Source organism: Streptomyces sp. DS1-CR2 (genome assembly GCF_055760475.1).
On record NZ_CM147085.1, the window covers coordinates 5,332,029 to 5,356,193 of the forward strand.

General features: G+C 71.4%; 19 protein-coding genes and 1 riboswitch. Of the genes, 9 read left to right on the forward strand and 10 right to left on the reverse strand.

From position 1 onward, the window contains the following. Nucleotides 1-4 precede the first annotated feature (4 nt). Nucleotides 5-532 (forward strand): DoxX family protein, encoded by a 528-nt coding sequence (locus tag ACY0PA_RS25670; protein WP_473079988.1) that lies wholly within the window; start codon nt 5-7, stop codon nt 530-532. Between the two features lie 107 nt (nt 533-639). Here ACY0PA_RS25670 and ACY0PA_RS25675 read toward each other — a convergent pair whose 3' ends face one another. After that, nucleotides 640-864: a hypothetical protein gene (locus tag ACY0PA_RS25675; RefSeq protein ID WP_473079989.1), complete on the reverse strand. Its 225-nt coding sequence runs from the start codon at nt 862-864 to the stop codon at nt 640-642. Beyond that, nucleotides 851-2,236 carry a PspC domain-containing protein gene (locus tag ACY0PA_RS25680; protein ID WP_473079990.1) on the reverse strand — a complete coding sequence of 462 codons (1,386 nt, stop codon included), beginning with the start codon at nt 2,234-2,236 and terminating at the stop codon, nt 851-853. Before ACY0PA_RS25680 ends, ACY0PA_RS25675 begins: the two co-directional genes overlap by 14 nt. Before the next feature lie 162 nt (nt 2,237-2,398). Here ACY0PA_RS25680 and ACY0PA_RS25685 point away from each other — a divergent pair, with 162 nt between their 5' ends. Together ACY0PA_RS25685 and ACY0PA_RS25690 are read left to right on the forward strand one after the other, a co-directional pair. Next, complete coding sequence (locus ACY0PA_RS25685; RefSeq protein WP_473079991.1) at nt 2,399-3,688, forward strand: ATP-binding protein; 1,290 nt, start codon at nt 2,399-2,401, stop codon at nt 3,686-3,688. After that, nucleotides 3,685-4,410 (forward strand): LuxR C-terminal-related transcriptional regulator, encoded by a 726-nt coding sequence (locus tag ACY0PA_RS25690; RefSeq protein WP_473079992.1) that lies wholly within the window; start codon nt 3,685-3,687, stop codon nt 4,408-4,410. Before ACY0PA_RS25685 ends, ACY0PA_RS25690 begins: the two co-directional genes overlap by 4 nt. A 267-nt stretch (nt 4,411-4,677) precedes the next feature. On the opposite strand, the gene ACY0PA_RS25695 is transcribed toward ACY0PA_RS25690, so the two are convergent. Next, nucleotides 4,678-5,316, reverse strand: a complete 639-nt coding sequence (locus tag ACY0PA_RS25695) for a hypothetical protein (protein ID WP_473079993.1) — start codon at nt 5,314-5,316, stop codon at nt 4,678-4,680. Nucleotides 5,317-5,348: 32 nt separating this feature from the next. Continuing rightward, on the reverse strand, nt 5,349-6,419 hold the full coding sequence (locus ACY0PA_RS25700; RefSeq protein ID WP_473079994.1) for a C40 family peptidase: 1,071 nt from the start codon (nt 6,417-6,419) through the stop codon (nt 5,349-5,351). 292 nt (nt 6,420-6,711) lie between these two features. Between ACY0PA_RS25700 and ACY0PA_RS25705 the strand changes: the two genes are divergently transcribed. Then, nucleotides 6,712-7,065, forward strand: a complete 354-nt coding sequence (locus ACY0PA_RS25705; RefSeq protein ID WP_116510905.1) for a hypothetical protein — start codon at nt 6,712-6,714, stop codon at nt 7,063-7,065. Between the two features lie 25 nt (nt 7,066-7,090). On the opposite strand, the gene ACY0PA_RS25710 is transcribed toward ACY0PA_RS25705, so the two are convergent. Both ACY0PA_RS25710 and ACY0PA_RS25715 read right to left on the reverse strand, forming a co-directional pair. Further along, the gene (locus tag ACY0PA_RS25710) at nt 7,091-8,038 is read right to left on the reverse strand and encodes a tellurite resistance/C4-dicarboxylate transporter family protein (RefSeq protein WP_473079995.1); all 948 of its coding nucleotides are present in this window, start codon (nt 8,036-8,038) and stop codon (nt 7,091-7,093) included. A gap of 27 nt (nt 8,039-8,065) precedes the next feature. Continuing rightward, nucleotides 8,066-9,229 carry a C40 family peptidase gene (locus ACY0PA_RS25715; RefSeq protein ID WP_473079996.1) on the reverse strand — a complete coding sequence of 388 codons (1,164 nt, stop codon included), beginning with the start codon at nt 9,227-9,229 and terminating at the stop codon, nt 8,066-8,068. An 8-nt stretch (nt 9,230-9,237) separates the two neighbouring features. Then, nucleotides 9,238-9,387, reverse strand: a riboswitch (cyclic di-AMP (ydaO/yuaA leader). A gap of 267 nt (nt 9,388-9,654) precedes the next feature. Here ACY0PA_RS25715 and pcrA point away from each other — a divergent pair. Continuing rightward, nucleotides 9,655-12,165 carry a DNA helicase PcrA gene (gene pcrA / locus ACY0PA_RS25720; RefSeq protein WP_473079997.1) on the forward strand — a complete coding sequence of 837 codons (2,511 nt, stop codon included), beginning with the start codon at nt 9,655-9,657 and terminating at the stop codon, nt 12,163-12,165. 82 nt (nt 12,166-12,247) lie between these two features. Here the strand turns inward: pcrA and ACY0PA_RS25725 are convergent, their stop codons facing one another. After that, nucleotides 12,248-13,864: a M23 family metallopeptidase gene (locus ACY0PA_RS25725; RefSeq protein WP_473079998.1), complete on the reverse strand. Its 1,617-nt coding sequence runs from the start codon at nt 13,862-13,864 to the stop codon at nt 12,248-12,250. A gap of 221 nt (nt 13,865-14,085) precedes the next feature. Continuing rightward, nucleotides 14,086-15,081: a lipase family alpha/beta hydrolase gene (locus ACY0PA_RS25730; protein WP_473079999.1), complete on the reverse strand. Its 996-nt coding sequence runs from the start codon at nt 15,079-15,081 to the stop codon at nt 14,086-14,088. Between the two features lie 440 nt (nt 15,082-15,521). Here ACY0PA_RS25730 and ACY0PA_RS25735 point away from each other — a divergent pair, with 440 nt between their 5' ends. Beyond that, on the forward strand, nt 15,522-15,938 hold the full coding sequence (locus tag ACY0PA_RS25735) for a cobalamin B12-binding domain-containing protein (RefSeq protein ID WP_100594811.1): 417 nt from the start codon (nt 15,522-15,524) through the stop codon (nt 15,936-15,938). Between the two features lie 104 nt (nt 15,939-16,042). On the opposite strand, the gene ACY0PA_RS25740 is transcribed toward ACY0PA_RS25735, so the two are convergent. Together ACY0PA_RS25740 and ACY0PA_RS25745 are read right to left on the reverse strand one after the other, a co-directional pair. Further along, on the reverse strand, nt 16,043-17,683 hold the full coding sequence (locus ACY0PA_RS25740; RefSeq protein WP_473080000.1) for a DUF5691 domain-containing protein: 1,641 nt from the start codon (nt 17,681-17,683) through the stop codon (nt 16,043-16,045). Nucleotides 17,684-17,745: 62 nt separating this feature from the next. Further along, a complete protein-coding gene (locus ACY0PA_RS25745; protein ID WP_473080001.1) occupies nt 17,746-19,152 on the reverse strand; it encodes an SWIM zinc finger family protein in 1,407 nt (468 codons plus the stop codon). A 179-nt stretch (nt 19,153-19,331) separates the two neighbouring features. Here ACY0PA_RS25745 and ACY0PA_RS25750 point away from each other — a divergent pair, with 179 nt between their 5' ends. The 3 genes from ACY0PA_RS25750 to ACY0PA_RS25760 are packed head-to-tail and all read left to right on the forward strand — an operon-like array spanning nt 19,332 to nt 24,039. Continuing rightward, a complete protein-coding gene (locus tag ACY0PA_RS25750; RefSeq protein WP_473080002.1) occupies nt 19,332-20,471 on the forward strand; it encodes an ATP-binding protein in 1,140 nt (379 codons plus the stop codon). Then, nucleotides 20,468-22,840: a DUF5682 family protein gene (locus ACY0PA_RS25755; RefSeq protein WP_473080003.1), complete on the forward strand. Its 2,373-nt coding sequence runs from the start codon at nt 20,468-20,470 to the stop codon at nt 22,838-22,840. The genes ACY0PA_RS25750 and ACY0PA_RS25755 overlap by 4 nt, the downstream gene beginning before the upstream one ends. Then, the gene (locus ACY0PA_RS25760) at nt 22,840-24,039 is read left to right on the forward strand and encodes a VWA domain-containing protein (RefSeq protein WP_473080004.1); all 1,200 of its coding nucleotides are present in this window, start codon (nt 22,840-22,842) and stop codon (nt 24,037-24,039) included. Before ACY0PA_RS25755 ends, ACY0PA_RS25760 begins: the two co-directional genes overlap by 1 nt. Nucleotides 24,040-24,165: the final 126 nt, after the last annotated feature.

Genomic DNA, 24,165 nt, shown 5'->3' on the forward strand with positions numbered 1-24,165 from the left:
GGCGATGACTCATGGCATGCGGACGGACATCCATACCGGTTATGTCAACGGCAGGGGCAGCTGGCGGGACAGCGCCCAACGGTTTGCACTCCTTCCCTTGCGGATCTTCCTCGGCGTCACCTTCATCTACGCAGGGCTCGACAAGCTGACCGACAGCGCCTTCTTCCACGCCACCGGATCGGGGTCGATCGGTGAGCAGATGCGCGGAGTGCGGGACATCTCCGCAATCCCCGCCTTGGTCGACCTGGCACTCAAGAGCCCGACCGGCTTCGGTTACGCGATCGCCTTCGGTGAACTGGCCGTCGGCATCGGCACGTTGATCGGTCTGCTCGCCCGGCTCGCCGCCGTGGGCGGCATGCTGATCTCGCTCAGCCTGTGGCTGACGGTGAGCTGGGCCACCGAGCCGTATTACCTCGGCAACGATCTTGCCTATCTGATGGCGTGGCTGCCGTTGGTGCTTGCGGGGGCTTCGGTGTTTTCGGTGGATGCGATGCTTGCGGCTCGGCGCCGGGCCCGGCGTGGGCTTGGCTGACGGGTTTCTCTGCGCGGCGGTGGCTTTGGGGCCCGTGTCGCGGTTTTGGCTGCTGGGCGTGCAGTTCCCCGCGCCCCCTGGCAGGCGCCCGTGCGCCGTTTCCGGACTTACGGGGAGCCGGAGTCCGTCGGGTGGGGTCTTTGGCGGCGGCGGATTGCGTAGGTTGCTGTGCCCGCTACTCCGGCCAGGACCAGGCCGGCCGTGACCAGGGGGATCACGGCGAACCACTCCACCTCCCAGCCGCCCAGCGCGGCGCCCAGGTAGAGGACTCCGGCCGTGGTCAGGAACAGGCCCGCGATCAGCTTTCCCGGCTGGAAGTCATGGCGTGGCACGGGCCACCTCCGCCTGTCCGACACCGACTTCGAGCCGCAGCTCGACCGTGCCGCCGGCCTTGCTGCCCACCGGTGGTGTGAGGGTCACCCTTTGCTCCTGTCTCGGACGGATGTCCACGTCCTGTGTCTTTTCGTCCGGCAGCCGGACGTCACCGACGCCCACCTCGGCCCGCAGCACGACCGTTGAGTCCTTCGGCACGATGACCTTGAGCTGCCCCGCCCCGACCTCCGCTCTCGTCGTCAGTGTCTTGCCCTTGCCGAGATCGATCCCGCTCAGATCGAGCGTGCCGACGCCCGTTCCCAGCTCGTATGTCGGCTCCACCTGGGCGACCGAGGCCGGGGACCAGTTGGTGCGCATCCAGTGGGTGGTGATGTTGGAGGGGAGCGCGGCCGACGCGGCGAGGAGGCCCGCCGTGATGACCGCGAGGATGATCGAGCCGGCGCCGGTCCGTCCGACGACTGCGCTGAGCGCGATGCCCAGACCGAAGACGACGAGCGCGCTCGCGAGACCGGCCTGGAGGGCCGTGCCGAGCGGGTGGCCGTCCCAGGTCGCCGCCGTGCCCGCGCAGCCCGCGGCCAGCGCGAGCAGGAACGTCCAGCCGCCGATCCAGCGCGGCCCGCGCTGCTTGGGTGCCCCGCCTTCCGGGCCGCGGACGTCAGGGCCCCAGGCCGTCCGGTGCCCGTGCGCCGTGGGCTCGTACCGGATGTCGACGCCGCTGTCGGGCCCCCAGAAGTACCCGGTCCCTCCGACGTGCGTGCCGTCCTTGACTATCGGGTCCCGCCACCAGGACGGCGCCCCGGCGACGGGCGGAGCCTGCGCCTCGGGCGGCGCGTCGGCCACGGTCTGCGCGGCCAGAGGGTCGGGGTCGGCCGCTCGTCGCTGCTGGGACCAGTACCCCGCGCCCGCGAGGAGCAGGGCGAGGACGGCGGCGAATGTGAGCACTCCGCCGTTGTTCAGCATGGAGAGGAAGAGCCCGCAGCCGACGAGCGCGAAGAGCACGGCCGTCAGCGCCGGGCCGTCCACGCGGCCGGAGAGGAGCTTGCGCGCCTCGTTCTCGTCCTCGTCGTCGTACGGGACGAAGAGCCAGGCGAAACCGTAGAAGATCAGGCCGAGCCCGCCCGTCGCGGCGAGCACGGCGAGGCCGATCCGGAAGATCACCGGATCCATGTCGCAGTGCCGGCCGAGTCCCGCGCACACTCCGCCCAGCGTCCCGTGCCGCCGGTCGCGCCGGAACTTGCTCGGCGGCGCGGGGACGCCGGGCTCCAGTCCCGGTGCGGGCGGCGCGGACGCACCGCCGGAGCCGCGCCCGGGCACCGCGTCCTGCGGCTGCCCGGCCTGCGCTCCCGTCGAGGCGTGCTGGTGATCTGTCATGCGTCCATCGTGACGGGCCGAGGTCCGCCGCGGCAGTCGGGACGACCCTGGACCAACCCTGATATTGCCCCTGACGGCGCTCGGGGCCGGGCCGGAGATCAGGGGAGTATCCGGGCTGAACCCTGATGCCCGGGGTCCGCCCCACGTGTGACCATCAATGGCATGCCGGAAGCCGCAGCACCACCCATTGACGTCCCGCGGCCGCCGCGCAAGCTCTACCGCTCCAGCGACGGGCGCTGGCTCGGCGGAGTGGCGCGGGGGCTCGCCGGGCATCTCGGCCTGCCCGTGATCTGGGTGCGGCTCGTCTTCGTGGGCCTGTTCATGGCGGACGGCCTCGGCGCTCTCCTGTACGCGGCGTTCTGGTTCTTCGTCCCGCTCGGCGTCGGAGGCGTGGGCAGCGAGCGGACCCCCGCCTTCACCACGGAGACGGCTACGGACGGGCGGCGCAGACTCGTCGCCCGCAAGCCGGACAAGGGGCAGATCGTCGCCCTGCTCCTCATGGTCGTCGTGTCGATGGTGTTCGTCGGCAATGTGAATCTGGCGGGGAACGCGAAGGCGTATCTGTGGCCGACGCTCCTCGTCGGTGCGGGCGTGGCCCTCGTCTGGCGACAGGCGGACAATGCGCGCCGGGCCCGCTGGATGGAGGCCGGCCGCCGCAAGCGGACGCTGAATCTGGCGCGGGCCGCGGCGGGTGTCGTACTCGTCGGGGCCGGTGTCACCGGGATCTTCGTGCTCCAGGGGTCGGCCGAACACCTCGGCTCCATCCTTCAGGCCGCCCTCGCCGTCCTCGTCGGCATCGCTCTCCTCGCCGGCCCCTATCTCGTGCGCATGACGCAGGATCTCTCCGAGGAGCGCCTCATGCGGATCCGCGCGCAGGAGCGTGCGGAGGTCGCGGCCCATGTCCACGACTCGGTCCTGCACACCCTCACGCTGATCCAGCGGAACGCGGAGAGCGCGAGCGAGGTGCGGCGCCTGGCCCGCGCACAGGAGCGAGACCTGCGGGCCTGGCTCTACAGACCGCAGGGGAACGGGAAGGACGAGGCACAGGAGCCCGGCACGGTCGCGGAGGCGGTCAAGCGCAGCGCGGCCGAGGTCGAGGACAAGCACGGGGTGCCCCTCGAGGTGGTGGTGGTCGGCGACTGCCCGCTCGACGACGGTCTCGCGGCACAGATGCAGGCTGCGCGGGAAGCGATGGTGAATGCCGCCAAGTACGGTGGCGAGGGCGGTGCGGTCCAGGTCTACGCCGAGGTCGAGGAGGAGACGGTGTTCGTGTCCGTACGCGACCGGGGCCCTGGTTTCGACCTCGACTCGATTCCCGCGGACCGGATGGGCGTACGAGAATCGATCATCGGCCGGATGGAGCGCAACGGCGGCACGGCGCGGCTGCGCGCGGTGCCGGACGGCGGCACGGAGGTCGAACTGACCATGAAGAGGGCGGAGAAGACCCCATGAGTGACGAGCAGGTCAAGCCGGACGCGACCGCGGCGGGCGAGCCGGAGACGGAGCCGGTCGGCCGTCACGCACGCGTGGTCCTTGTCGACGACCACCGGATGTTCCGCACCGGCGTCCAGGCGGAGATCGGCCGCACGGAGACGACGGGCGTCGAGGTGGTCGGCGAGGCCGCGGACGTGGACCAGGCGGTCACGGTCATCACGGCCACGCGCCCCGAGGTCGTCCTCCTCGACGTGCACCTTCCCGGTGGCGGCGGCGTCGAAGTCCTGCGCCGCTGCGCCCCGTTGATGGCGGCGGCCGACAACCCGGTCCGCTTCCTGGCCCTTTCCGTGTCGGACGCCGCGGAGGACGTCATCGGCGTCATCCGCGGTGGCGCCCGCGGGTACGTCACCAAGACGATCACCGGCACGGACCTGGTCGACTCGATCTTCCGCGTCCAGGACGGCGACGCGGTCTTCTCGCCGCGTCTGGCGGGCTTCGTCCTCGACGCGTTCGCGTCCACGGACGCCCCGCCGGTCGACGAGGACCTCGACCGCCTCACGCAGCGCGAGCGCGAGGTCCTGCGCCTCATCGCCCGCGGCTACGCGTACAAGGAGATCGCCAAGCAGCTGTTCATCTCCGTCAAGACGGTCGAGTCCCATGTGTCGGCGGTCCTCAGAAAGCTCCAGCTGTCGAACCGCCACGAGCTGACGCGGTGGGCTACGGCGCGGCGCTTGGTGTGACGGGCGGTGACGACGCGTCTTCCGCAGTCCGCGCTGAGCAGCGGCACCATATTCCACCTCGTCGTTCTCGCGGCCGACGCGGCCGAATGGGGTGATCCGCTGGAGTGGCAGGTGCTGCGCTACCAGCGCATTCAGGGCCGCGGCCGGCTGCGGCGGTGCCACTCTTCTTGCCGACGAGGTGGCGAGTACTACCGCGACCGCGGTCGCGGTGAGGGCCACAGCACGCGCCCCGCCCGGGACAGTCCACAGCGCCGCGCGAGCTCGCTGTCAGAGGTGCGCGCCGCCCCGCGCCGGCGCCGGACTCAGCCTCCGCACCACCCAGCGGTAGTGGCCCAGCGCCTTCTTCGCGCCGATGAGACCCGTGAGCCAGAGAATCACGCCCGCGCCCATGCCGAAGGCGACATCCACGTAGGTGTCCCGCCCCGGCTCGGCGTACGCGGCAGCGCTGAGGGATGCCCATAGGCCGAGCGCGCACACCACGAGGGACGACAGGCACCAGGTGAGGCTGGTGCCTGGGGAGCGCAGCCGGGCGTCGGTCGCCGGATGGGTGTCCAACGCGAGCCAGGCGTCTGTGAGTTCGCGTATCTTCCGGTCGCGGCGCAGGCCGAGGACGACGCCGATGACCGCGGGGACGAGGGCCGCCAGGCCGAGGATCGCGAAGACGGGGCCCATGACGAAGACCAGGGGATCCTTGTCCTCGAACAGCTGGTTCACCAGGGACAGCAGGGCCCAGCCGAGCAGCGCGCCCGCCCCGCACAGCCACAGCAGCAGGAGCCGGTGCACCCCGAGGTGCGACCTGCGCAGCTCGTCGAGGGCCATGCCGCGGTCGGTGAGCAGCGTCTGGTGGTCCGGCCACGTACGGAGATGGGCAGGGGGCGCAGGCGGCGGCAGCGCACGGCTAGGCATGAGCCTGACATTACCGGCAGCATCGCACCGGCTCACGCCACCCGCGTAGCCCCCGCGAACGGTATCTCGTCGATCGGGGCGATGCGGACCGGGGCGCTCGGGTTCGGGGCGTGGATCATCTTGCCGTCGCCGATGTAGAGACCGACGTGGCTGATGCCCGAGTAGAAGAACACCAGGTCGCCCGGCTGCAGTTGGGAGCGTGGGATGCGAGGGCCCGCGTTGATCTGGGAGTACGTGGTGCGCGGCAGGGAGATGCCCGCCGAGCGGTACGCGGCCTGGGTGAGGCCGGAGCAGTCGAAGGCGTTCGGGCCCGTGGCGCCCCACACATAGGGGCTGCCGAGGGCGCTGTAGGCGTAGGCGATGGCCGCCGCCGTGCGGGAGTCCGGGGCCTTGGGCAGGGCGCCGGACGGCACCTCGCGGGAGGAGTCCGAGCGGGAGGCGCGGCCGGCCGCGCCGCTGTCGCCGGCGCCTGCCCCGACGCCGGTGCGCTCGGCCGCAGGCAACTGGCCGAGCAGACGCTTCGCCTCGGCCAGCTTCCCGGTGACCGTCTTCTTCTGCTTCTTCAGCTCGCCCTGCCGCTTGCGCAGCTCGGCGAGCCGGCCGTCGGCCTCGGAGCGCAGCTGGTCGATCTGCCGGAGTTCGCGCTGCACGCGCCCGACCGCGGAGGCCTGCCGGGTGCCGAGCCGGTCGGCGAGCGCCGCGTTGTCGAGGTACCGGGCGGGGTCGGAGGACAGGACGAGCTGGACCGCCGGGTCGAGGGCGCCGGTGCGGTACTGCGCGGCGGCGGCCGAACCGAGCGCCTCGCGCTGGGTGTTGAGCCGGTCCGTCCTGCGGGCCGCCTCGTCCCGCAGGGAGCCGAGCTTCTTCTCGGCCTTGTCCGCCTTCTCCTTGGCGCCGTTGTACTTCTCGGTGGCCTTCTCGGCCTGCTGGTAGAGCTGGTCGACCTTCGCCTTCACCTGGCTCGGGGTGAGCCGGGGATCCGCGTGCGCCGCGCCGTCCAGGGCGGTGGCGGTCGCCGCGGAGGCGAGAGCGAGGGTCGCCGCGGTGCGGGCCGTGGGGCCGGTGAGCGAGCGCTGTCGGGGCTTGCGGTGCGCTGCCGACACGAGGGGCACGTCCTTCCGGTACGTACTGCTTACGCGTCCGGCGGCGGCCCGCACAGGGGAAGCGGGCCGCCGCCGGACCTTTCTCGGCGGTAGGTGCCCGACTGCGCCCGTGAGCGGGGCGGGGGTGGGAAGCCGGTCACCTGAGGAAGGACGCTAAACCTGGCCGTCACGGGTTGGTGATGGATTGTCCGCAACTGGTCCTTGTGTTCTGGGTGTGACCGTATGTGACCGGCGCGGGACCGGTGCGGGCCGGTTCAAGGAGGCAGTGAGGCCCCGGCTAGGCTCGCCGGTCATGGACGTACTCATCCACCTCTTCGTCGGCCTGCACATCATCGGCATCGCCTCGCTCCTCGGTGGGTTCCTCACCCAGATGAAGGCGATGGGCAAGGGAACGGCCCGGTTCGTCCCGGCGATGCTGCACGGCGCGCTGACCATGCTGGTCACGGGTGTCGTCCTGGTGGGCCTGAACCAGGCGGACGACAACACCGTCAACAACATCAAGATCGGCGTGAAGCTCGCGCTGCTGATCGTGATCCTCGGCCTCGTGTACGTGAAGCGGGACGACGAGAAGGTGGACAAGGGGCTGTTCGGCCTCGTCGGCCTCCTGACCACCGCGAACATCTTCATCGCGGTCCTCTGGACCTGAGCCGTCACGGTCGTCCAGATCTGAGTCAGGCGGGTGTTCGGGACCTGAACGTCCCGAACAGGGTGGCGAGCCACGCGGCCACCGCGATCCACACCAGTACTTGCCCCGGCCCCTTGAGCCAGGGCACATCGGCGGCGGCGCTCACGGACAGTGCCGCCGCCGCCGTCATTCCCATCGGGAAGACCGTCGACCAGCGCCGCACGTCGTAACGTGGCCTGGACCACCGCACCTCCGCCAGCGCCAGCACGATGTACCAGGTCACATCGAGCGCGAGCAGCAGGAAGCTCATGGTGCGCAGGACGTCTGTGTCGTCCCTGTTCCACAGACCCGTCGCGACGAGCTTCGACGCGGCGAGTGCGGAGATGGCGAGCGCGCCGCCCGCGACCCAGTGGTCCCCGGCGCCGGAGGCCACCTCGCGCAGGTCGAAGTGGAGCAGCGCGAAGCAGTACAGGATGATCCCGCCCCAGAAGAGCACCATCCCGGTGAACGCGAGCCAGTGCGCGCCGACCGCGGGCGCGAGCGTCGCCGCCAGGACGACGAGGCCCTGCGTCGCGACACAGCCGAGGAACACGGCCCCCGGCATCCGCGGCTTCCAGTGCCGTGCGACGTTGATCAGGAGCACCGGCCAGACGAGCGCGGACAAGGCGAGGAGCGCCTCGGCCAGGGTCTGCCAGCCGAACATGGAGATCCGGGTGCCGAGGACGGCCGTCGCCGCGACCGCGGTGAGCGCGGCCGGGGTGTCCGCTTCGGATTCCCAGCGGTCGCGCTCCCGCACCAGTCGTTTCGCGAAGTCCGCCGCGAGGACGAGCCAGAGGGCGGCGGCGAGCACCAGCATGATGCCGCTCAGCACCGAGTAACCGGTCAGTCGCAGGCCGACCGAGATGATGCCGGTGGCCATGACGGCGGCGCCGGCGGCCGGCGGGAGCTGGGACCACGTGGGTCCGGGACGTGGGGTTGCGTTCGGGCCGCGCACCGCCCGAACGTAACCCCACGAAGGCGGTCAGGCCGGGCGCACCACGCTGTGGATCGGCATGTAGTAGATCGACTCGACGCGGACGTTCGCGCCCGGCTTCGGCGCGTGGATCATCTTGCCGTCGCCTATGTAGATGCCGACGTGGCTGATGTCGTCGTAGAAGAAAACCAGGTCACCGGGCTGGGCGTTGGCCGTGGTGACGGTCGTGCCGACCTTGACCTGGTCCCAGGTCGTGCGCGGCAGCGTGATGCCGGCCGCCTTCCACGCGGCCTGCGTGAGGCCCGAGCAGTCGTACGAGTCCGGGCCCGTGGCGCCCCACACGTACGGCTTGCCCATCTGTGACTCGGCGAAGTCGATGACCTTCGCGGCCTTGGTGGCGTAACCGCCGCTGGTGCCCCCGGAGCCCGTACCCGTACCCGAACCGGTGCCGGTGCCCGGGTTCTCCTGCTGGCGCGCCTCCTCGGCCGCCTTGCGCTTGGCCTCCGCCTCGGCCTGCTGACGAGCCAGCTCCTCCGCCTTCTTCCTGGCGGCCTCCTGCTTCTTCTTCTCGATCGCCGCGAGCCGCGCCTTCTCCTCGGCGGTCAGCTTCGACAGGAGTTCGCGGGCGTCACCGAGCTTCTGCTGGACGTCCCTCTTCGTGCTCTTGAGCGTGGCCTGCGAAGTGGTCAGCGTCTCCAGGCTCTTGGCCGCCTCCGTGCGCTTCTTCGTGGTGGCGGCCTGCTCGGTCTGGTAGTCGTCGACGGCCTTCTTCTGGCGGCTCGTGAGCCGGCTCATCAGCTGGTCCTGGTCGAAGTAGTCCTGCGCGTCGTCGGCGAGGAGCAGCGTCGCGGTGTCGGAGACGGCGCCCGTGCGGTACTGGGCCGCGGCGAAGGTGCCGAGCTCCTGGCGGGCCTTGTTGAGCTTCTCGGTGCGCTGCGCGACGTCGTCGAGCAGGTCGCCGACGCGCTTCTGCTGCTTGGTGGTGCGCTCCTTGGCCGCGTTGTACTTCTCCGTGGCCACGCCCGCCTGGTGGTAGAGGGTGTCGACCTTCTTCTGGACCTCTTCCAGGCTCGGCTTCGGCGGCGCGGAGGGGGCGGCGTTCGCGGTCTGCGAGAGCAGGGCGATGGAGGTGAGGGCCGCCGTGGTGATGCCGACGACGGGGGCCGTGCGGGGGCCGGCTGTTCTGGTGCGCGGCTTGCGGTGCGACGCCAAGGGTCGCGTCTCCTTCCCATGACCGCCTACCGGGTTAGCTGTCGGGTTCGGGCGGAGATTCGGAAGGCTGCCCTACGGCCGTGCCCTGACGGGTCGTCGGCCGATTCACCCCAAAGGTCGTGGGTCCCCGGTTCCATGCCTCTCGGCGTACTGAACTCAGCGGGGGCGACCCGCTCGCGGCGCGGTTGCCGGCGGGGGGACGGGCGGCCCGCGGAGCACGGTAGCCAACTCGTGTGGCTGCTGTGAAGGTTGATGTTCGATATGCCCGATACATTTTCGTGACCTTCGGCAATCTTGTTCGCGACCTCCGGTAATCCTCACTGGGGGTAATTACTGCGCTACAAGAGGTGGCTGGGGCCGCGAAGTCGGGGGAAGTTTCCGGGACGGCCGTGGGTGTCAGTGGGGCGGCCTAGACTCGTAGAGCGATGAGCAGCCTCTTTGACGACAGCTTCCTGGCGGACCTCACGGCTTCGAAGGCCAGTGAGGAGCATGCCCCGCCGCCGCCCGAGGACGACACGGCTCCGGAGCACGTTCCGGACGACCTGTTCGACGGGAAGTTCGACGTGCCCCCGGCCAGGGACGAGTACTACCGGGACGGCGCCCCACGCCCGGCGCTCGACCCGGCGGCGCTCCTCGACGGGCTGAACGAGAACCAGAAGGCGGCCGTCGTCCACGGCGGCTCCCCGCTGCTCATCGTGGCGGGCGCGGGGTCCGGCAAGACCCGTGTGCTCACGCACCGCATCGCGTACCTCCTCGGCGAGCGCGGTGTGCACCCCGGCCAGATCCTCGCGATCACGTTCACGAACAAGGCCGCGGGCGAGATGAAGGAGCGCGTCGAGTCCCTCGTCGGCCCGCGGGCGAACGCGATGTGGGTGTCGACGTTCCACAGCGCCTGCGTCCGCATCCTGCGCCGCGAGTCGAAGAAGCTCGGCTTCACGTCGTCGTTCTCGATCTACGACGCCGCCGACTCCAAGCGACTCATGGCCCTGGTCTGCCGTGACCTCGACCTGGACCCGAAGAAGTTCCCGCCGAAGTCCTTCAGCGCCAAGATCTCGAACCTGAAGAACGAGCTGATCGACGAGGAGGACTTCGCAGCTCAGGCCGCCGACGGCTTCGAGAAGACCCTCGCCCAGGCCTACGCGATGTACCAGTCCCGCCTCCGCGAGGCGAACGCTCTGGACTTCGACGACCTGATCATGACGACGGTGCATCTCCTGCGCGCCTTCCCGGACGTCGCCGAGCACTACCGCCGCCGCTTCCGCCACGTCCTGGTCGACGAGTACCAGGACACGAACCACGCGCAGTACGCGCTGGTCAGGGAGCTGGTGGGGTCGGCCGACAGCGGCCGCGGGGAGGACGAGCCGCCTCGCGCGGACGACCTCCCGCCGGCCGAGCTGTGCGTCGTGGGTGACGCCGATCAGTCGATCTACGCGTTCCGCGGAGCCACCATCCGGAACATCCTCCAGTTCGAGGAGGACTACCCCGACGCGACAACGATCCTGCTGGAGCAGAACTACCGCTCGACGCAGACCATCCTCTCCGCGGCCAACGCGGTCATCGAGCGCAACGAATCCCGCCGCCCCAAGAACCTGTGGACGAATGCGGGCGCGGGCGCGCAGATCACCGGCTACGTCGCGGACACCGAGCACGACGAGGCGCAGTTCGTCGCCGACGAGATCGACCGGCTCACGGACGCGCGCGACGCGAAGGCCGGCGACGTCGCCATCTTCTACCGGACGAACGCGCAGTCCCGTGTCTTCGAAGAGATCTTCATCCGCGTCGGCCTGCCCTACAAGGTCGTCGGCGGAGTCCGCTTCTACGAGCGCAAGGAGGTCAGGGACGTCCTGGCCTATCTGCGGGTGCTCGCCAACCCCGAGGACTCCGTCCCCCTGCGCCGCATTCTCAATGTGCCCAAGCGCGGCATCGGCGACCGTGCCGAAGCGATGATCGACGCGCTTTCCCAGCGCGAGAAGATCTCCTTCCCACAGGCGCTGCGCCGCGTCGACGAGGCGTACGGCATGGCGGCCCGCTCGACGAACGCGGTGAAGCGGTTCAACACGCTGATGGAGGACCTCCGCACGATCGTCGAGTCGGGCGCGGGCCCGGCCACGGTCCTGGAGGCCGTGCTCGAACGGACCGGCTACCTGGCCGAGTTGCAGTCGTCGACGGACCCGCAGGACGAGACGCGCATCGAGAACCTTCAGGAACTCGCGGCCGTGGCCCTGGAGTTCGAGCAGGAGAGCGCGACGGCGGAAGGCGCGGCCGAGGGTGCGGGCGAGGCGAGCGTCGGTACGCTCTCCGAGTTCCTGGAGCGGGTCGCGCTCGTCGCCGACTCCGACCAGATCCCGGACGAGGAGGACGACGGCTCCGGCGTCATCACGCTGATGACCCTGCACACGGCCAAGGGCCTCGAGTTCCCGGTCGTCTTCCTGACCGGCATGGAGGACGGCGTCTTCCCGCACATGCGCTCCCTCGGCCAGGTCAAGGAGCTGGAGGAGGAGCGCCGCCTCGCCTACGTCGGCATCACGCGCGCGCGTGAGCGCCTGTATCTGACGCGCTCCACCCTGCGCAGCGCCTGGGGCCAGCCCTCGTACAACCCGCCGTCGCGCTTCCTGGAGGAGATCCCGGACACGCATCTGGAGTGGAAGCGGACCGGCGCCATGGCGCCCGCCAAGTCGGCGGGTCCGACGAGCGGGATCGCCGCGTCCCTCTCGTCGTCGCGCTCACGCTCGACACCGGCGTTCGCCACGCGCCGGGCGACGGAGAAGCCGGTCGTCGCGCTCTCCGTGGGAGACCGGGTCACGCACGACCAGTTCGGCCTCGGCACGGTCGTCGGAGTCAAGGGCACAGGGGCGAACGCGGAGGCGACCGTCGACTTCGGAGAGCCCAAGCCGAAGCGCCTGCTGCTGCGGTACGCGCCGGTGGAGAAGCTGTAGCTCTGTAGGCCGGTGGAAAAGCTGTAGCTCTGTAGGCCTGTGGGGAAACTGCAGGAGGCTGCCGCCGGGAGGCTCGGCCCTGCTACGTCGGGTCGAGCCCGTGGCTGCGGAGCCACGGGAGCGGGTCGACGGCCGAGCCGCCGCCGGGACGCACCTCGAAGTGCAGGTGCGGACCGGTGGAGTTGCCGGAGTTCCCGGAGTGCGCGATGAGGTCGCCGGCCTTGACCGGTCCGCTCATGACGGCGTGGCTGGAGAGGTGGCAGTACCAGGTCTCCGTGCCGTCCTTCGCCGTCAGGATCGCCATGTTCCCGTACGCGCTGTTCCACTGTGTGCGGATGGTGCCGTCGGTCGCGGCCATCACCGGGGTCCCGTACGAGACGGGGAAGTCGATGCCGGTGTGTACGGACATCCAGTTGATACCGGCCTGCCCGTAATACGCGCTCAGCCCGCGCTGCTTGACCGGGAGGACGAACTTGGGCCGCAGCCGCTCCTTGCGCGCCGCTTCCTCCGCCGCCTGCTTCCGCTCGGCCTGCTGCTTGGCCCTGAGGTCGATACGTTCCTGGGTGCGGCTCGCCCGGTCGGCGAAGTCGCCGGCGTCCGCGGAGAGGTCCGCGAGCTGGGTGTCGAGCTTGTTGTTGGCGACGGAGGGCTTCACGGCGGTCGCGTCCGGTGCCGAGGCCGCCGTCGTGTCCTTGCCGGCGTCGCCGCCGAGCCCGCCGACGGAGGCCGCGGCTACTCCCGCGACACCCATCACGCACACCGAGGGCACCGCGACGGTGAGCAGCGCGGAGCGCTTGGCGGGGGAGCGGCGGCGGGAGCGGGCGCGCTGGGCCGGGGTGACCGGGGCGGGCCGCTCGTCGCGGGCGACGGTTTCCTCGACGTCGTCGAGGCCTTCGCTGTAGCTGTCGTGGTGATCGTCGTTGTGGCTCAACTCCGGCTCGGGGGCGTCGGGTTGGCCGTGGCCGTGCCGTGCGTCGAGGTCGTTGTCGTCGCCTTCGGCGCCCGCGGAGTTCCACGCGGTGGCGTCGTACGCGCCGGTGTCGAAGGTGTGCGCTTCGAAGGTCTGTGTTGCGAAGGGCTGGGCCTCGAACGCCTGCGTCTCATAGGCCTGAGCATCGAACGCCTGGGTCTCGAAGCCCTGCGCGTCGAAGGTTCCGGTCTCGTAAGTCCCGGTCTCGAAGGCCGCCGGCGCCTGGAAGGTCTGCGTGGCGAACGCGTCCTGCGTGGTGAATCCCTGCGCCTGCGCCCCGAAGGCGTTCGCGTCCCACTGCCCGGTCTGGCCGGCCCACGCGCTGTTGTCCCACTGGCCGGAATGGTCCGGTCCGGACTGGGCCGGAATACCGCCGAGTTGATCGTGAGCGGCGGCCCCCCAGACAGCGGTGGTGTCGTAGCTGCCGGTGCCGTACGCGGTGGCGTGGTGCTGCGCCGCGTACGGGTCGTGGTGCTGGGGGTCCTGCGTCGTCAGTGTCTGGTGCGCGCCGGTCGCCCACTGGCCGCTGTCGTACGAGCCGGTGCTCTGCGCGCCGGGAAGGTCCCCGAAGAGGGGGTCGGCCGCGAAACCGCCGGTGGCGTGGCCGTCGTAACCGGTGTAGTCGCCGTACTGCGCGCTCTGCTGGTCATACGGAGCGTAGGGCGCATAGTCGGCGTCCTGAGCCGGGGCCGGGGAGGTCTGAGTCCCCGACGGGTGACGGTCGTTCACCAACTTCTCTTTCGCCTCGACAACAGGGGCTGCCAGAGCAGTGCGGTGACTGTACCCGGCGGTACGCGGGCTCGACAATCTTCGGCAGGTTTCCCGTTCGCAGGAAACGGGCATTCGGCTGTCTTTCGGCGGACTGTGGGCAGAGCTTTGGCCCTGCGTTCGAGAATCGTTCGACGTTTGGCCAGTTCGGAGACCGTTCCGGGGGCACGGTCAGGCCGCGGTCACGCCACCGTCAGGCCGCCCACCGCGTCGGCGGCGCGCGCTCCTTCCGTCTCCTCGGCGTCGAGTGCCTGCCGAATGCCGGCGGCGACAGCCGGGTGGACGGGGAGCGCGAGGTGTCCGACGCCGGTGACGCGGACGTTCTGCGCGATGAGGTCGGGGTGGTCGACGCAGGCCGTCTCCAGCGGAACCATGATCTGGTCGAGGTCGCTCCAGAAACTCACGAAGTGGGTGCGGCAGCCGGGGGCGGGCCGGGACAGCTCCTCGATGACGGTCGAGCCGGGGCGCATCTGCCGGACGATCGGGTGCGCGTCCATCAGCGGCGCGACCGTGGTCCCGCTGTGCGGGGTGCCGAGCGACACTAGGGTGCGTACGCGCAGATCGCCTCCCAGGCACTGCACGTAGTAACGGGCGATGAGTCCGCCGAGGCTGTGCCCCACGACGTCCACGCGGTCGTGGCCCGTGCGCTCGCAGATCTCCTCGACGTGGCGGGCGAGCAGCGCGGCGGCGGTGCGGATGTCGTAGGTCAGCGGCGAGTAGTTCAGCGACTCCACGTGGTGCCGGCCGTGCTGGGCGAGGGAGCGGCGCAGCAGGAAGAAGACGGAGCGGTTGTCGATGAAGCCGTGCAGCAGGAGAACCGGCGGCTTGTTCTCGGCGACCGGCAGGCGGGCGCTGAGGCTGTCGGGGGTGCCGTGGGCGTTCTGGTCCTCAGACTCCGGCAGCGTGGTGCTCTCCGTCAGGTACGAGGTGTCGTCGGCGCCCTCGTCCAGGCCCTCCGGGGCGGGGGCGTAGCCGAGCGCAGGGAGCTCCGGGGCGGCCCTGCGCTCCTGGATGATGCCGGATGGGTAGAGCAGGAGGTGCCCGGCGAGGATCGCGACCTCGAGAGCGGTCGCCTTCAGCAACGAGACGGAGACCCCGACCAGCCTGGGGGGGAACACCAGTCTGGCGGGGAACAGCTGACAGAGCGGGCGAAAGGGCAGGATGCTCGTGACCTTCATGGCCGACCTCCCGTCGGCACCCGGGAAAACGGCTCTGTCTCCCGTGTGCCCTCATGGGAAGCATGCGCCGAGGTGGCCGACGATGCGCGTCGTACGCGGGCTGTGATGAGTCGATGCCCGTGTGTAACCGTCGCGGTGCGTTACGAAAACTCCGTACGTACCGCGGCGCCGATACGCCCTGTCGCCCCGCCGCGCGGCGGCGGCGGTGTGGTGGTGCGGCTTCTCTCTTTGCGGCTCCCCTTGCGCCAGAGGCCCCCGTATGCGGCTTCTGAACCGCCTGCGGCGGCCGTGGCGCGCAGTGAACGTGTCCCAACGTGTGATTTCCCCCTCGCTCCGCACCGCGAAACGGCCGGTTGCGGGATGCTGTCGATAACGTTCGTTCACTTCCCGGGTACGCATCAGGTCAGGTATCGGGTAGAAGTCGCTTCATGGAGGCAGTGATGGGTGTGGCAGCCGGTCCGATCCGCGTGGTGGTCGCCAAGCCGGGGCTCGACGGTCACGATCGCGGGGCCAAGGTGATCGCGCGGGCTCTGCGCGATGCCGGTATGGAGGTCATCTACACCGGCCTGCACCAGACGCCGGAGCAGATCGTCGACACGGCGATCCAGGAGGATGCCGACGCGATCGGTCTCTCGATTCTTTCCGGGGCGCACAACACGCTCTTCGCCCGCGTCATCGAGCTCCTCGTGGAGCGCGACGCCGCGGACATCAAGGTGTTCGGCGGCGGGATCATCCCCGAGGCGGACATCGCTCCGCTCAAGGAGAAGGGCGTCGCGGAGATCTTCACCCCGGGCGCGACGACGGCGTCGATCGTGGACTGGGTCAACGCGAACGTCCGTCAGCCTGCCGGGGCTTGATCCCTCCAGTCCCTCCCAGGTGATGACGCACGGGTGCCGGTTCGGTGCGCGGTCTTTTCTTCGCCCGAACCGGCCATTCCCCTTTGCCCTGCCTCACCCCGTACTTATTGCGCTTGCACCCCTCTCAACTCGTCCCGCATCGCCTGCCGCAGGCGCAACGTGCTGACCAGGCGCTGGAACGCTTCCGACCAGTAGCCGCCGGCGCCGGGGGCCGCGTCTTCCGGTTCGTCCGGGATGGCGGTGAGGCCTTCGAGCCGGGACGCTTCCGCGGGGTCCAGGCACCGTTCGGCCAGGCCCATGACGCCGCTGAAGCTCCACGGGTAACTGCCCGCGTCCCGCGCGATGTTCAGCGCGTCGACCACGGCCCGACCGAGCGCCTCGGCCCAGGGCTGGGCGCAGACCCCGAGCAGCTGGAACGCCTCGGACAGGCCGTGCGTCGCGATGAACCCCGCCACCCACTCGGCGCGTTCACCGTCGGGGAGGGCGCCGAGGAGTCTCGCCCGTTCGGACAGCGATACGGCGCCCGGGCCTGCGGCGTCCGGTGACGCGGGTGCGCCCAGGAGCGCGCGCGACCATGCGACGTCCCGCTGGCGCACAGCGGCCCGGCACCAGGCGGCGTGCAGTTCGCCCTGCCAGTCGTCGGCCACCGGCAGCGCGACGATCTCTTCCGGCGTGCGACCGCCGAACCGCGCGGTCCAGCAGCCGAGCGGCGTCGCCTCGACCAACTGGCCCAGCCACCACGACCGTTCACCCCGGCCCGTCGGCGGTACGGCGACGACGCCGTCCCGCTCCATGCCCGCGTCGCACTCGTGCGGTGCCTCGACGGTGAGCGTCGTCGCGCCCTGAGTGCGGTCGACGGCGACGCAGGAGGCGGCGCGCGACGCCATCCGGGCTGCCAGCTCCGAGCCGGGGAGTGCGGAGAGCAGCTCGGCGGCCGTGGCTCTGACGTTGCGGCTGCGGTCGGACAGTGCCTGTTCCAGGAACGGCTCGTCCGCGTCGCCGAGCCCCGACCGCAGTGAGTCGAGGAACATCAGCCGGTCCTCGGCCCGCTCGGCGGGCCAGGTGGTTGCGAGCAGTTCCCGCGCCGCGTCCGGGTTGTGTGCGCGCACCCGGGCCAGGAGCGCGACCCGCTCGGCGAACAGGCCCTCCTCCCACAGGCATTGCACGTCTGCCCCGTCCTCGGGCGCCGGGAGTGCCGTGCCGCCGCCGGGTGCGGCACGGAGCGCGAACTTCCAGTCCGGGTTCAGCCGGGCCAGCCACAGTGCGCGCGGGCCGGCGAACGTGAGGGCCTGCGGCCGCAGATCCGTGCGCCCGCGCGCCGCGTCAAGGAGTGCGGGGAGGAGATCCGGAGGGGCCGCGTACCCCTTTGCGTTGGCCCCGGCCAGCCACTGGGGCAGCAGCTCCATCAGGTCGGGGGCCGTGCCGCGGCGGCCGCCTCCGGTGCCGGGGCGGTCGGTGAGCAGCATCGCCAGTCTGCGTCGCGCGGGGGCGGGGAGCGGGGGCCGCGGGTCGTCCGCCGCCCGTGCCGGAAGCGCGGCAGCGGGTGCGGGCCGCAGTCCGGCCCGCCGTCGTACGGTCTGTACGGCGGCGGCGTCGAGCAGCGCGGTGGGTGCGTCGGCGCCGGCCGAGTGGCCTGGCGGCGTCCGCCGGTCCGTTCCGAGCAGGGCGACGGTGACGAGCTCTTCCCATGGGTCACCCGTGGCTGCGCTGGTGGGCGTGGCGCCGGCGGTCGAAGGTCCGTTCATGTCACTCCTCCCCAGGGGACGGGTCCGCGTAGTCGTTTCCGTCGTCTCTTTCGTCTCGCTCGTCAGCACAGCTCCACCGCTTCTCCCGGGCCTTCGGGCCAGGCCGTGAGAGGGGTGAAGCCCCGGTGGCCGCATTCGCCGAAGACGGTGACCGGGGCACCGCCGGACAGCGCCGCCAGCCGCCACAGCCCGGGGCCCGAAGCGGCCTGCGGCGTGATCGGGAGCGCCAGCCGCTCCGAGGCCGGTCGCTCCGGATGCGGTCGTGCCAAGTCATCGTCAGCATCCGCCAGTTGCCAGCCGCTGCCGCTGTCGCTCGCCTCATCCGGCGTGGGTATGACCCGACGCAGCGTCACCGGCCACGACTCCAGCCATGGGTCGCGGCCCAGCGCGTCCCCGTACCGGGCCGCCGCCTCCGCCACACCTGCCCCCTTGGGCCGTACGGGACTTGGGGCGGGCGCCGTGAACTGTTCGCCCAGGTCGACGCGGAGCTGCCCGTCGCCCGGGTACGCGCAGAGCTCGGCGTCCAGCGCCAGTCCGACCGGCAGTGAGAGTGCCGGGGTGCGGCCCCCCGCCCCGTAGGAGAGGAGGAGCGCCGTGTGGCCGGACTCCGTCCCGTACAGCCATATCCGGCGTGTGGTGAGCCGGCTGTCGGCCGCGTCGTACTGCGCCAGGACCAGCCATCGGTCCCGGGCCGGCCGCCCTTCCGCCGACAACGGCAGCCCGATGCGGGAGCTCACCGTCGAGGCGAGTGCGGCGGGGAGCAGGTCGCGGCGCAGCCAGCCGCTGTCGAGGAGGTGCAACAGCGCGCATTCCTCCAGGAGCCGTACGGGCCAGCCGGGGCCGGAAGCGGGTATCGACCCCAACTCCCTTACTCGCGCGGCCAGTCCGGGCGCCTGTGCGTCCACCATGCGGGCCGCGGTCTCCTCCCACATCCCGTAACCGGCCTGCTCGGCCGAGGCGAGGCCGCCGCGCAGCAGGTCCGCGAGCCGCTGCTCCAGCTCGCTCGCGCCCCCCGTGACCCGCTCGGCGCGCCGCTCGGCCCTGCGGCGCGCGGCCTCGGGATCAGCGGCGGCGCCCCCGGCCGCATCCGTCTCCCGCTTGGTCTGTGCCCGCTTCCTGCGCCCTTCGGCCCACTGCTGCCCCCAGTCCGGAAGTGTTTGCGTGTCCGGCACCGAGCCGTCCGCCCCCGCCCACAGGAGGAGGAGCCCGAGGGCGTGCTTGCACGGGAACTTACGGCTCGGACAACTGCACTTGCAGGCCGGGCCCGCCGCGTCCGCGACATCCACGACCGTCTGATACGGCTTGCTGCCACTGCCCTTGCAGAGCCCCCACACCATCCCCTCGCCCGAACTTCCCGCCTCCGACCAAGGTCCGGCGACGCCGAGTTTGCTTCCCGCCTTGCGTGACGGGGCGTCAGGCGCCAGTGCCAGCACCTGGTCCGCCGTCCAGCGCACCCCCTGCTGAGTCATGTTCTCGAAGGTAGGTCCCGCCACTGACAATCGGCCGTGGCGCGGGTGTTCGCGCAGGTCAGCGGCGTACGGCCGGTGATTGTCAGTGGCGTGGTGCACGGTGGAGTCACATCCCGGCCGAGTGCTCGGGATGTGCCGGACGTGCCGGCCGAGCCCGGCCGAAATCGAGGGGGATCGCCATGACCGTGTCCGTCGAACCGACCGAGAAGAGCGCCGCGTCCGCGGGGGACCAGGGCGCCGCGCAGGCGCTGCGGCCGCATGCCGAAGACGCCTTCGCCGCCGAACTCGCCGCGCTGGCGGCGCAGGACGGCCGGCCGCGCCCGGAGCGCTGGCGCCTCTCGCCGTGGGCCGTCGCCACGTATCTGCTCGGCGGGACGCTGCCCGACGGGACCGTCATCACGCCGAAGTACGTGGGGCCGCGCCGCATCGTCGAGGTCGCCGTCACCACGCTCGCCACCGACCGCGCCCTGCTGCTGCTCGGTGTGCCGGGCACCGCGAAGACCTGGGTCTCCGAGCATCTCGCGGCCGCCGTCAGCGGCGACTCGACGCTGCTCGTGCAGGGCACGGCGGGCACCCCCGAGGAGGCGATCCGCTACGGGTGGAACTATGCGCGACTTCTCGCGCACGGCCCGAGCCGGGACGCCCTCGTGCCCAGCCCCGTCATGCGCGCCATGTCCGAGGGTATGACGGCCCGGGTCGAGGAGCTGACCCGTATCCCGGCCGATGTGCAGGACACGCTGATCACGATCCTGTCGGAAAAGACGCTGCCGATACCGGAGTTGGGCCAGGAGGTGCAGGCCGTCAGGGGTTTCAATCTGATCGCCACGGCGAACGACCGGGACCGGGGGGTCAACGACCTGTCGAGCGCGCTGCGCCGCCGCTTCAACACCGTCGTGCTTCCGCTGCCTCAGAGCGCTGAGGCGGAGGTCGACATCGTCTCGCGCCGCGTCGACCAGATCGGCCGTTCCCTCGACCTGCCTGCCGCTCCGGACGGCACCGATGAGATCCGCCGCATCGTCACGGTCTTCCGGGAGCTGCGGAGCGGCGTCACCGAGGACGGGCGTACGAAGCTGAAGTCGCCGAGCGGCACGCTGTCCACGGCCGAGGCGATCTCGGTCGTGACGAGCGGGCTCGCGCTGGCCGCCCACTTCGGGGACGGGGTGCTGCGGCCGTCCGACGTCGCGGCGGGCATCCTCGGGGCCGTCGTCCGTGACCCGGCCGCGGACCGGGTGATCTGGCAGGAGTACCTGGAGGCCGTGGTCCGCGAGCGGGACGGCTGGAAGGACTTCTACCGCGCGTGCCGTGAGGTGAGCGTATGAGCGAGCGGGTGAGGGGGCAGGGGCCGCTGATGCTCGGGGTGCGTCACCACGGCCCTGGTTCGGCCAGGGCCGTCCGGGCCGCGCTCGACGCGGCGGGTCCGAGTGCGGTCCTGGTCGAGGGGCCGCCCGAGGCGGACGCCCTGGTGGCGCTCGCCGCCGACGAGGGCATGGTGCCGCCGGTCGCGCTGCTGGCGCATGTCGTGGACGAGCCGGGGCGCTCCGCGTTCTGGCCGCTGGCCGAGTTCTCCCCGGAGTGGGTCGCGATCCGGTGGGCCCTGGAGCGGGACATTCCGGTCCGCTTCATCGACCTGCCGGCGGCGCACAGCCTGGCCCTGCGCGACCAGGGCCAGGCGCCGGACGACTCCGAGGGGGACGGGGAGCAGGGCGAGGAGGATTCCAGGGAGGCGATGCGCGTCGATCCGCTCGCCGTACTCGCCGAGACCGCGGGGCACGACGACCCGGAGCGCTGGTGGGAGGACGTCATCGAGCACCGGGGCGCGTCGGGGGACGCGTTCGCGCCGTTCGAGGCGCTCGCTGAGGCGATGGGGGCGCTGCGGGAGGAGTACGGCGACGGCGGGCATGAGCGAGACCTCGTACGGGAGGCCTATATGCGCCTTCAACTGCGCACCGCACAGAAGGAGTTCGGGGAAGGTGTCGCGGTGGTGTGCGGAGCCTGGCACGTTCCCGCGCTGCGTGTGAAGACCACGGTCGCCGCCGACCGGGCCGTCCTCAAGGGGCTGCCCAAGGCCAAGGTCGACATGACCTGGGTGCCCTGGACGCACCGCCGGCTCGCCCGGGCCGGGGGATACGGAGCGGGTATCGACTCGCCCGGCTGGTACGGGCATCTGTTCAGCGCCCCGGACCGGCCCGTCGAACGCTGGATGACCAAGGTCGCCGGGCTGTTCAGGGACGAGGACAGGATCGTGTCGTCGGCGCACGTCATCGAGGCGGTGCGGCTGGCCGGGACGCTCGCCGCGATGCGGGGCCGCCCACTGGCCGGGCTGACCGAGACGACGGACGCGATCCGCGCCGTGATGTGCGAGGGGTCGGACGTACCCCTGTCGCTCGTCCACGACAAGCTCGTCGTGGGGGACGTGCTCGGCGAGGTCCCGGACGCGGCGCCCGCCGTGCCGCTGCAACGCGACCTCACACGGCTCCAGCGCTCCCTGAGGCTCAAACCGGAGGCACTGGACCGGGAGTTGGAGCTCGACCTGCGCAAGGAGACCGACGCGGCGCGCAGCCGGCTCCTGCACCGGCTCCGGCTCCTCGACGTCGGCTGGGGCGAACCGGCACGGTCCACGCGTGCCTCCACGGGCACGTTCCGGGAGACCTGGCGGCTGCGCTGGGAGCCCGAGCTGTCCGTGCGCGTCGCCGAGGCGGGAGTCTGGGGGACGACCGTGCTCTCGGCGGCCACCGCCAGAGCCGAGGCGGACGCGATCGGCGCGCCGGCCCTCGCCGACGTCACCGCCCTCGCGGAGCGCTGCCTCCTCGCCGGACTCCCGGATGCGCTCCCGGTGGTGATGCGTGTGCTGGCCGACCGCGCCGCGATGGACGCGGACGTCGGCCATCTCGCCCAGGCCCTGCCCGCCCTCGTCCGCTCCGTGCGCTACGGCGATGTGCGAGGGACGGACACCCAGGCGCTGAGCGAGGTGGCGGCCGGTCTCGCCGAGCGCGTCTTCGTGGGCCTGCCGCCCGCGTGCGCGGGGCTCGACGGGGACGCCGCGGCCGAGATGCGCGGCCATGTGGACGCGGTGCACGCGGCGGTGGGGCTCCTGGAGGACGACGGGACGGCCGGACACAGAGGCCGCTGGCACTCCGTGCTGCGGGTACTCGCCGCACGCGACAGTGTGGCCGGCGTGATCCGGGGGCGGTGCGCGCGGCTGCTCCTCGACGACGGACAGCTGGCCGAGGGCGAGGCCGCGCGGCTGATGGGGCTCGCCCTCTCGCCCGGCACCGGGCCCGCCGAGGCCGCCGCGTGGATCGAGGGGTTCGTGGGCGGCGGATCCGGCGGCGGGCTGCTCCTCGTACACGACGAGCGGCTGCTCGCACTCGTCGACGACTGGCTGACGGGAGTGTCCGCTGACGCGTTCACGGACGTACTGCCGCTGCTGCGCCGCACGTTCTCCGCCTACGAATCCGGTGTGCGCCGCACGCTGGGGGAGCTGGTGCGGCGCGGGCCCGCGGGGGTGGGACCCACGGCGGCCGTGGGGACGGCGCCGCCGGGGTTCGCGCCCGGTCTCGACCAGGTGCGCGCGGACGCGGTGCTGCCGGTGCTGCGGCTGCTGCTCGGGACGGTCGACGCCGTCGCCGGATCTGACGCGGGAACCGGCTCCGGCCGGGGTGACAACGACCTTGTGGGGGTGGCCTGATGACGGCCGACCAGGTGGACGAGCTCAGCGGGGGAGCCCGGGACGAGCGGATGCGGCGCTGGCGGCTCGTGCTCGGCGGGGACGAGGCGGACGGCACCGGATGCGCGCTCGGCGGCCAGGACGCGGCGATGGACGGCGCCCTGACCGCGCTCTACGGGGGAGGTGACAAGGCCGAGCGGGGGCGTCGCCGCTCGGCCGGCCTCGGGGCGTCCGCGCCGTCCGTGGCGCGCTGGCTCGGCGACATCCGGACGTACTTCCCGTCCTCCGTCGTCCAGGTCATGCAGCGAGACGCCATCGACCGCCTCGGCCTGTCCGCGCTCCTGCTCGAACCGGAGATGCTGGAAGCGGTCGACGCCGACGTGCACCTCGTCGGCACGCTGCTCTCCCTCAACAAGGCGATGCCGGAGACGACGAAGGAGACGGCACGCGCCGTCGTGCGGAAGGTCGTCGAGGACCTGGAGAAGCGCCTCGCCACGCGGACCCGCGCGACGCTCACCGGCGCGCTCGACCGCAGCGCCCGTATCAACAGGCCCCGCCACCACGACATCGACTGGAACCGCACGATCGCGGCCAACCTCAAGAACTACCTGCCGGAGTACCGCACCGTCGTCCCCGAGCGGCTCATCGGATACGGCCGCGCGTCCCAGTCGGTGAAGAAGGAGGTCATCCTCTGCATCGACCAGTCGGGTTCGATGGCTGCCTCCATTGTCTACGCCTCCGTGTTCGGCGCTGTGCTGGCCTCGATGCGGTCCATCAACACCAGGCTCGTCGTGTTCGACACGGCCGTCGTCGACCTCACCGACCAGCTCGACGACCCGGTCGACGTCCTGTTCGGCACGCAGCTCGGCGGCGGCACCGACATCAACAGAGCGCTCGCGTACTGCCAGTCGCAGATCACGCGCCCCGCGGAGAGCGTCGTCGTCCTCATCAGCGACCTCTACGAAGGGGGAATCCGGAACGAGATGCTGAAGCGGGTCGCCGCGATGAAGTCGTCAGGAGTGCAGTTCGTCACGTTGCTCGCGCTGTCCGACGAAGGGGCACCCGCGTTCGACAGGGAGCACGCGGCGGCGCTCGCGGCCTTGGGAGCACCGGCGTTCGCCTGCACGCCGGATCTTTTCCCGGAGGTGATGGCGGCGGCGATCGAGAAGCGGCCGCTGCCGATACCGGACTCGGGGAACCCGGCGAACGGGGCGTCGTAGGTGCGGGACGTCGTAAATCCGGACATGACTACCCATCGGTAACAGGGGGCTTGCGCAACCTCGGGCGTCCCGTGCAAGGATCGGCGCGGCTCTTCTCATCCCCGCGCTCACGCGTCCCGCGTCCCC

What these genes read in the sequence shown, in the direction of transcription:
- ACY0PA_RS25670 (WP_473079988.1), top strand. Translation starts at nt 5, where the DNA reads ATGACTCATGGCATGCGGACGGACATCCATACCGGTTATGTCAACGGC.
- ACY0PA_RS25680 (WP_473079990.1), bottom strand. Translation starts at nt 2,236, where the DNA reads ATGACAGATCACCAGCACGCCTCGACGGGAGCGCAGGCCGGGCAGCCG.
- ACY0PA_RS25685 (WP_473079991.1), top strand. Translation starts at nt 2,399, where the DNA reads ATGCCGGAAGCCGCAGCACCACCCATTGACGTCCCGCGGCCGCCGCGC.
- ACY0PA_RS25690 (WP_473079992.1), top strand. Translation starts at nt 3,685, where the DNA reads ATGAGTGACGAGCAGGTCAAGCCGGACGCGACCGCGGCGGGCGAGCCG.
- ACY0PA_RS25695 (WP_473079993.1), bottom strand. Translation starts at nt 5,316, where the DNA reads ATGCCTAGCCGTGCGCTGCCGCCGCCTGCGCCCCCTGCCCATCTCCGT.
- ACY0PA_RS25705 (WP_116510905.1), top strand. Translation starts at nt 6,712, where the DNA reads ATGGACGTACTCATCCACCTCTTCGTCGGCCTGCACATCATCGGCATC.
- pcrA (WP_473079997.1), top strand. Translation starts at nt 9,655, where the DNA reads ATGAGCAGCCTCTTTGACGACAGCTTCCTGGCGGACCTCACGGCTTCG.
- ACY0PA_RS25730 (WP_473079999.1), bottom strand. Translation starts at nt 15,081, where the DNA reads ATGAAGGTCACGAGCATCCTGCCCTTTCGCCCGCTCTGTCAGCTGTTC.
- ACY0PA_RS25735 (WP_100594811.1), top strand. Translation starts at nt 15,522, where the DNA reads ATGGGTGTGGCAGCCGGTCCGATCCGCGTGGTGGTCGCCAAGCCGGGG.
- ACY0PA_RS25740 (WP_473080000.1), bottom strand. Translation starts at nt 17,683, where the DNA reads ATGAACGGACCTTCGACCGCCGGCGCCACGCCCACCAGCGCAGCCACG.
- ACY0PA_RS25745 (WP_473080001.1), bottom strand. Translation starts at nt 19,152, where the DNA reads ATGACTCAGCAGGGGGTGCGCTGGACGGCGGACCAGGTGCTGGCACTG.
- ACY0PA_RS25750 (WP_473080002.1), top strand. Translation starts at nt 19,332, where the DNA reads ATGACCGTGTCCGTCGAACCGACCGAGAAGAGCGCCGCGTCCGCGGGG.
- ACY0PA_RS25755 (WP_473080003.1), top strand. Translation starts at nt 20,468, where the DNA reads ATGAGCGAGCGGGTGAGGGGGCAGGGGCCGCTGATGCTCGGGGTGCGT.
- ACY0PA_RS25760 (WP_473080004.1), top strand. Translation starts at nt 22,840, where the DNA reads ATGACGGCCGACCAGGTGGACGAGCTCAGCGGGGGAGCCCGGGACGAG.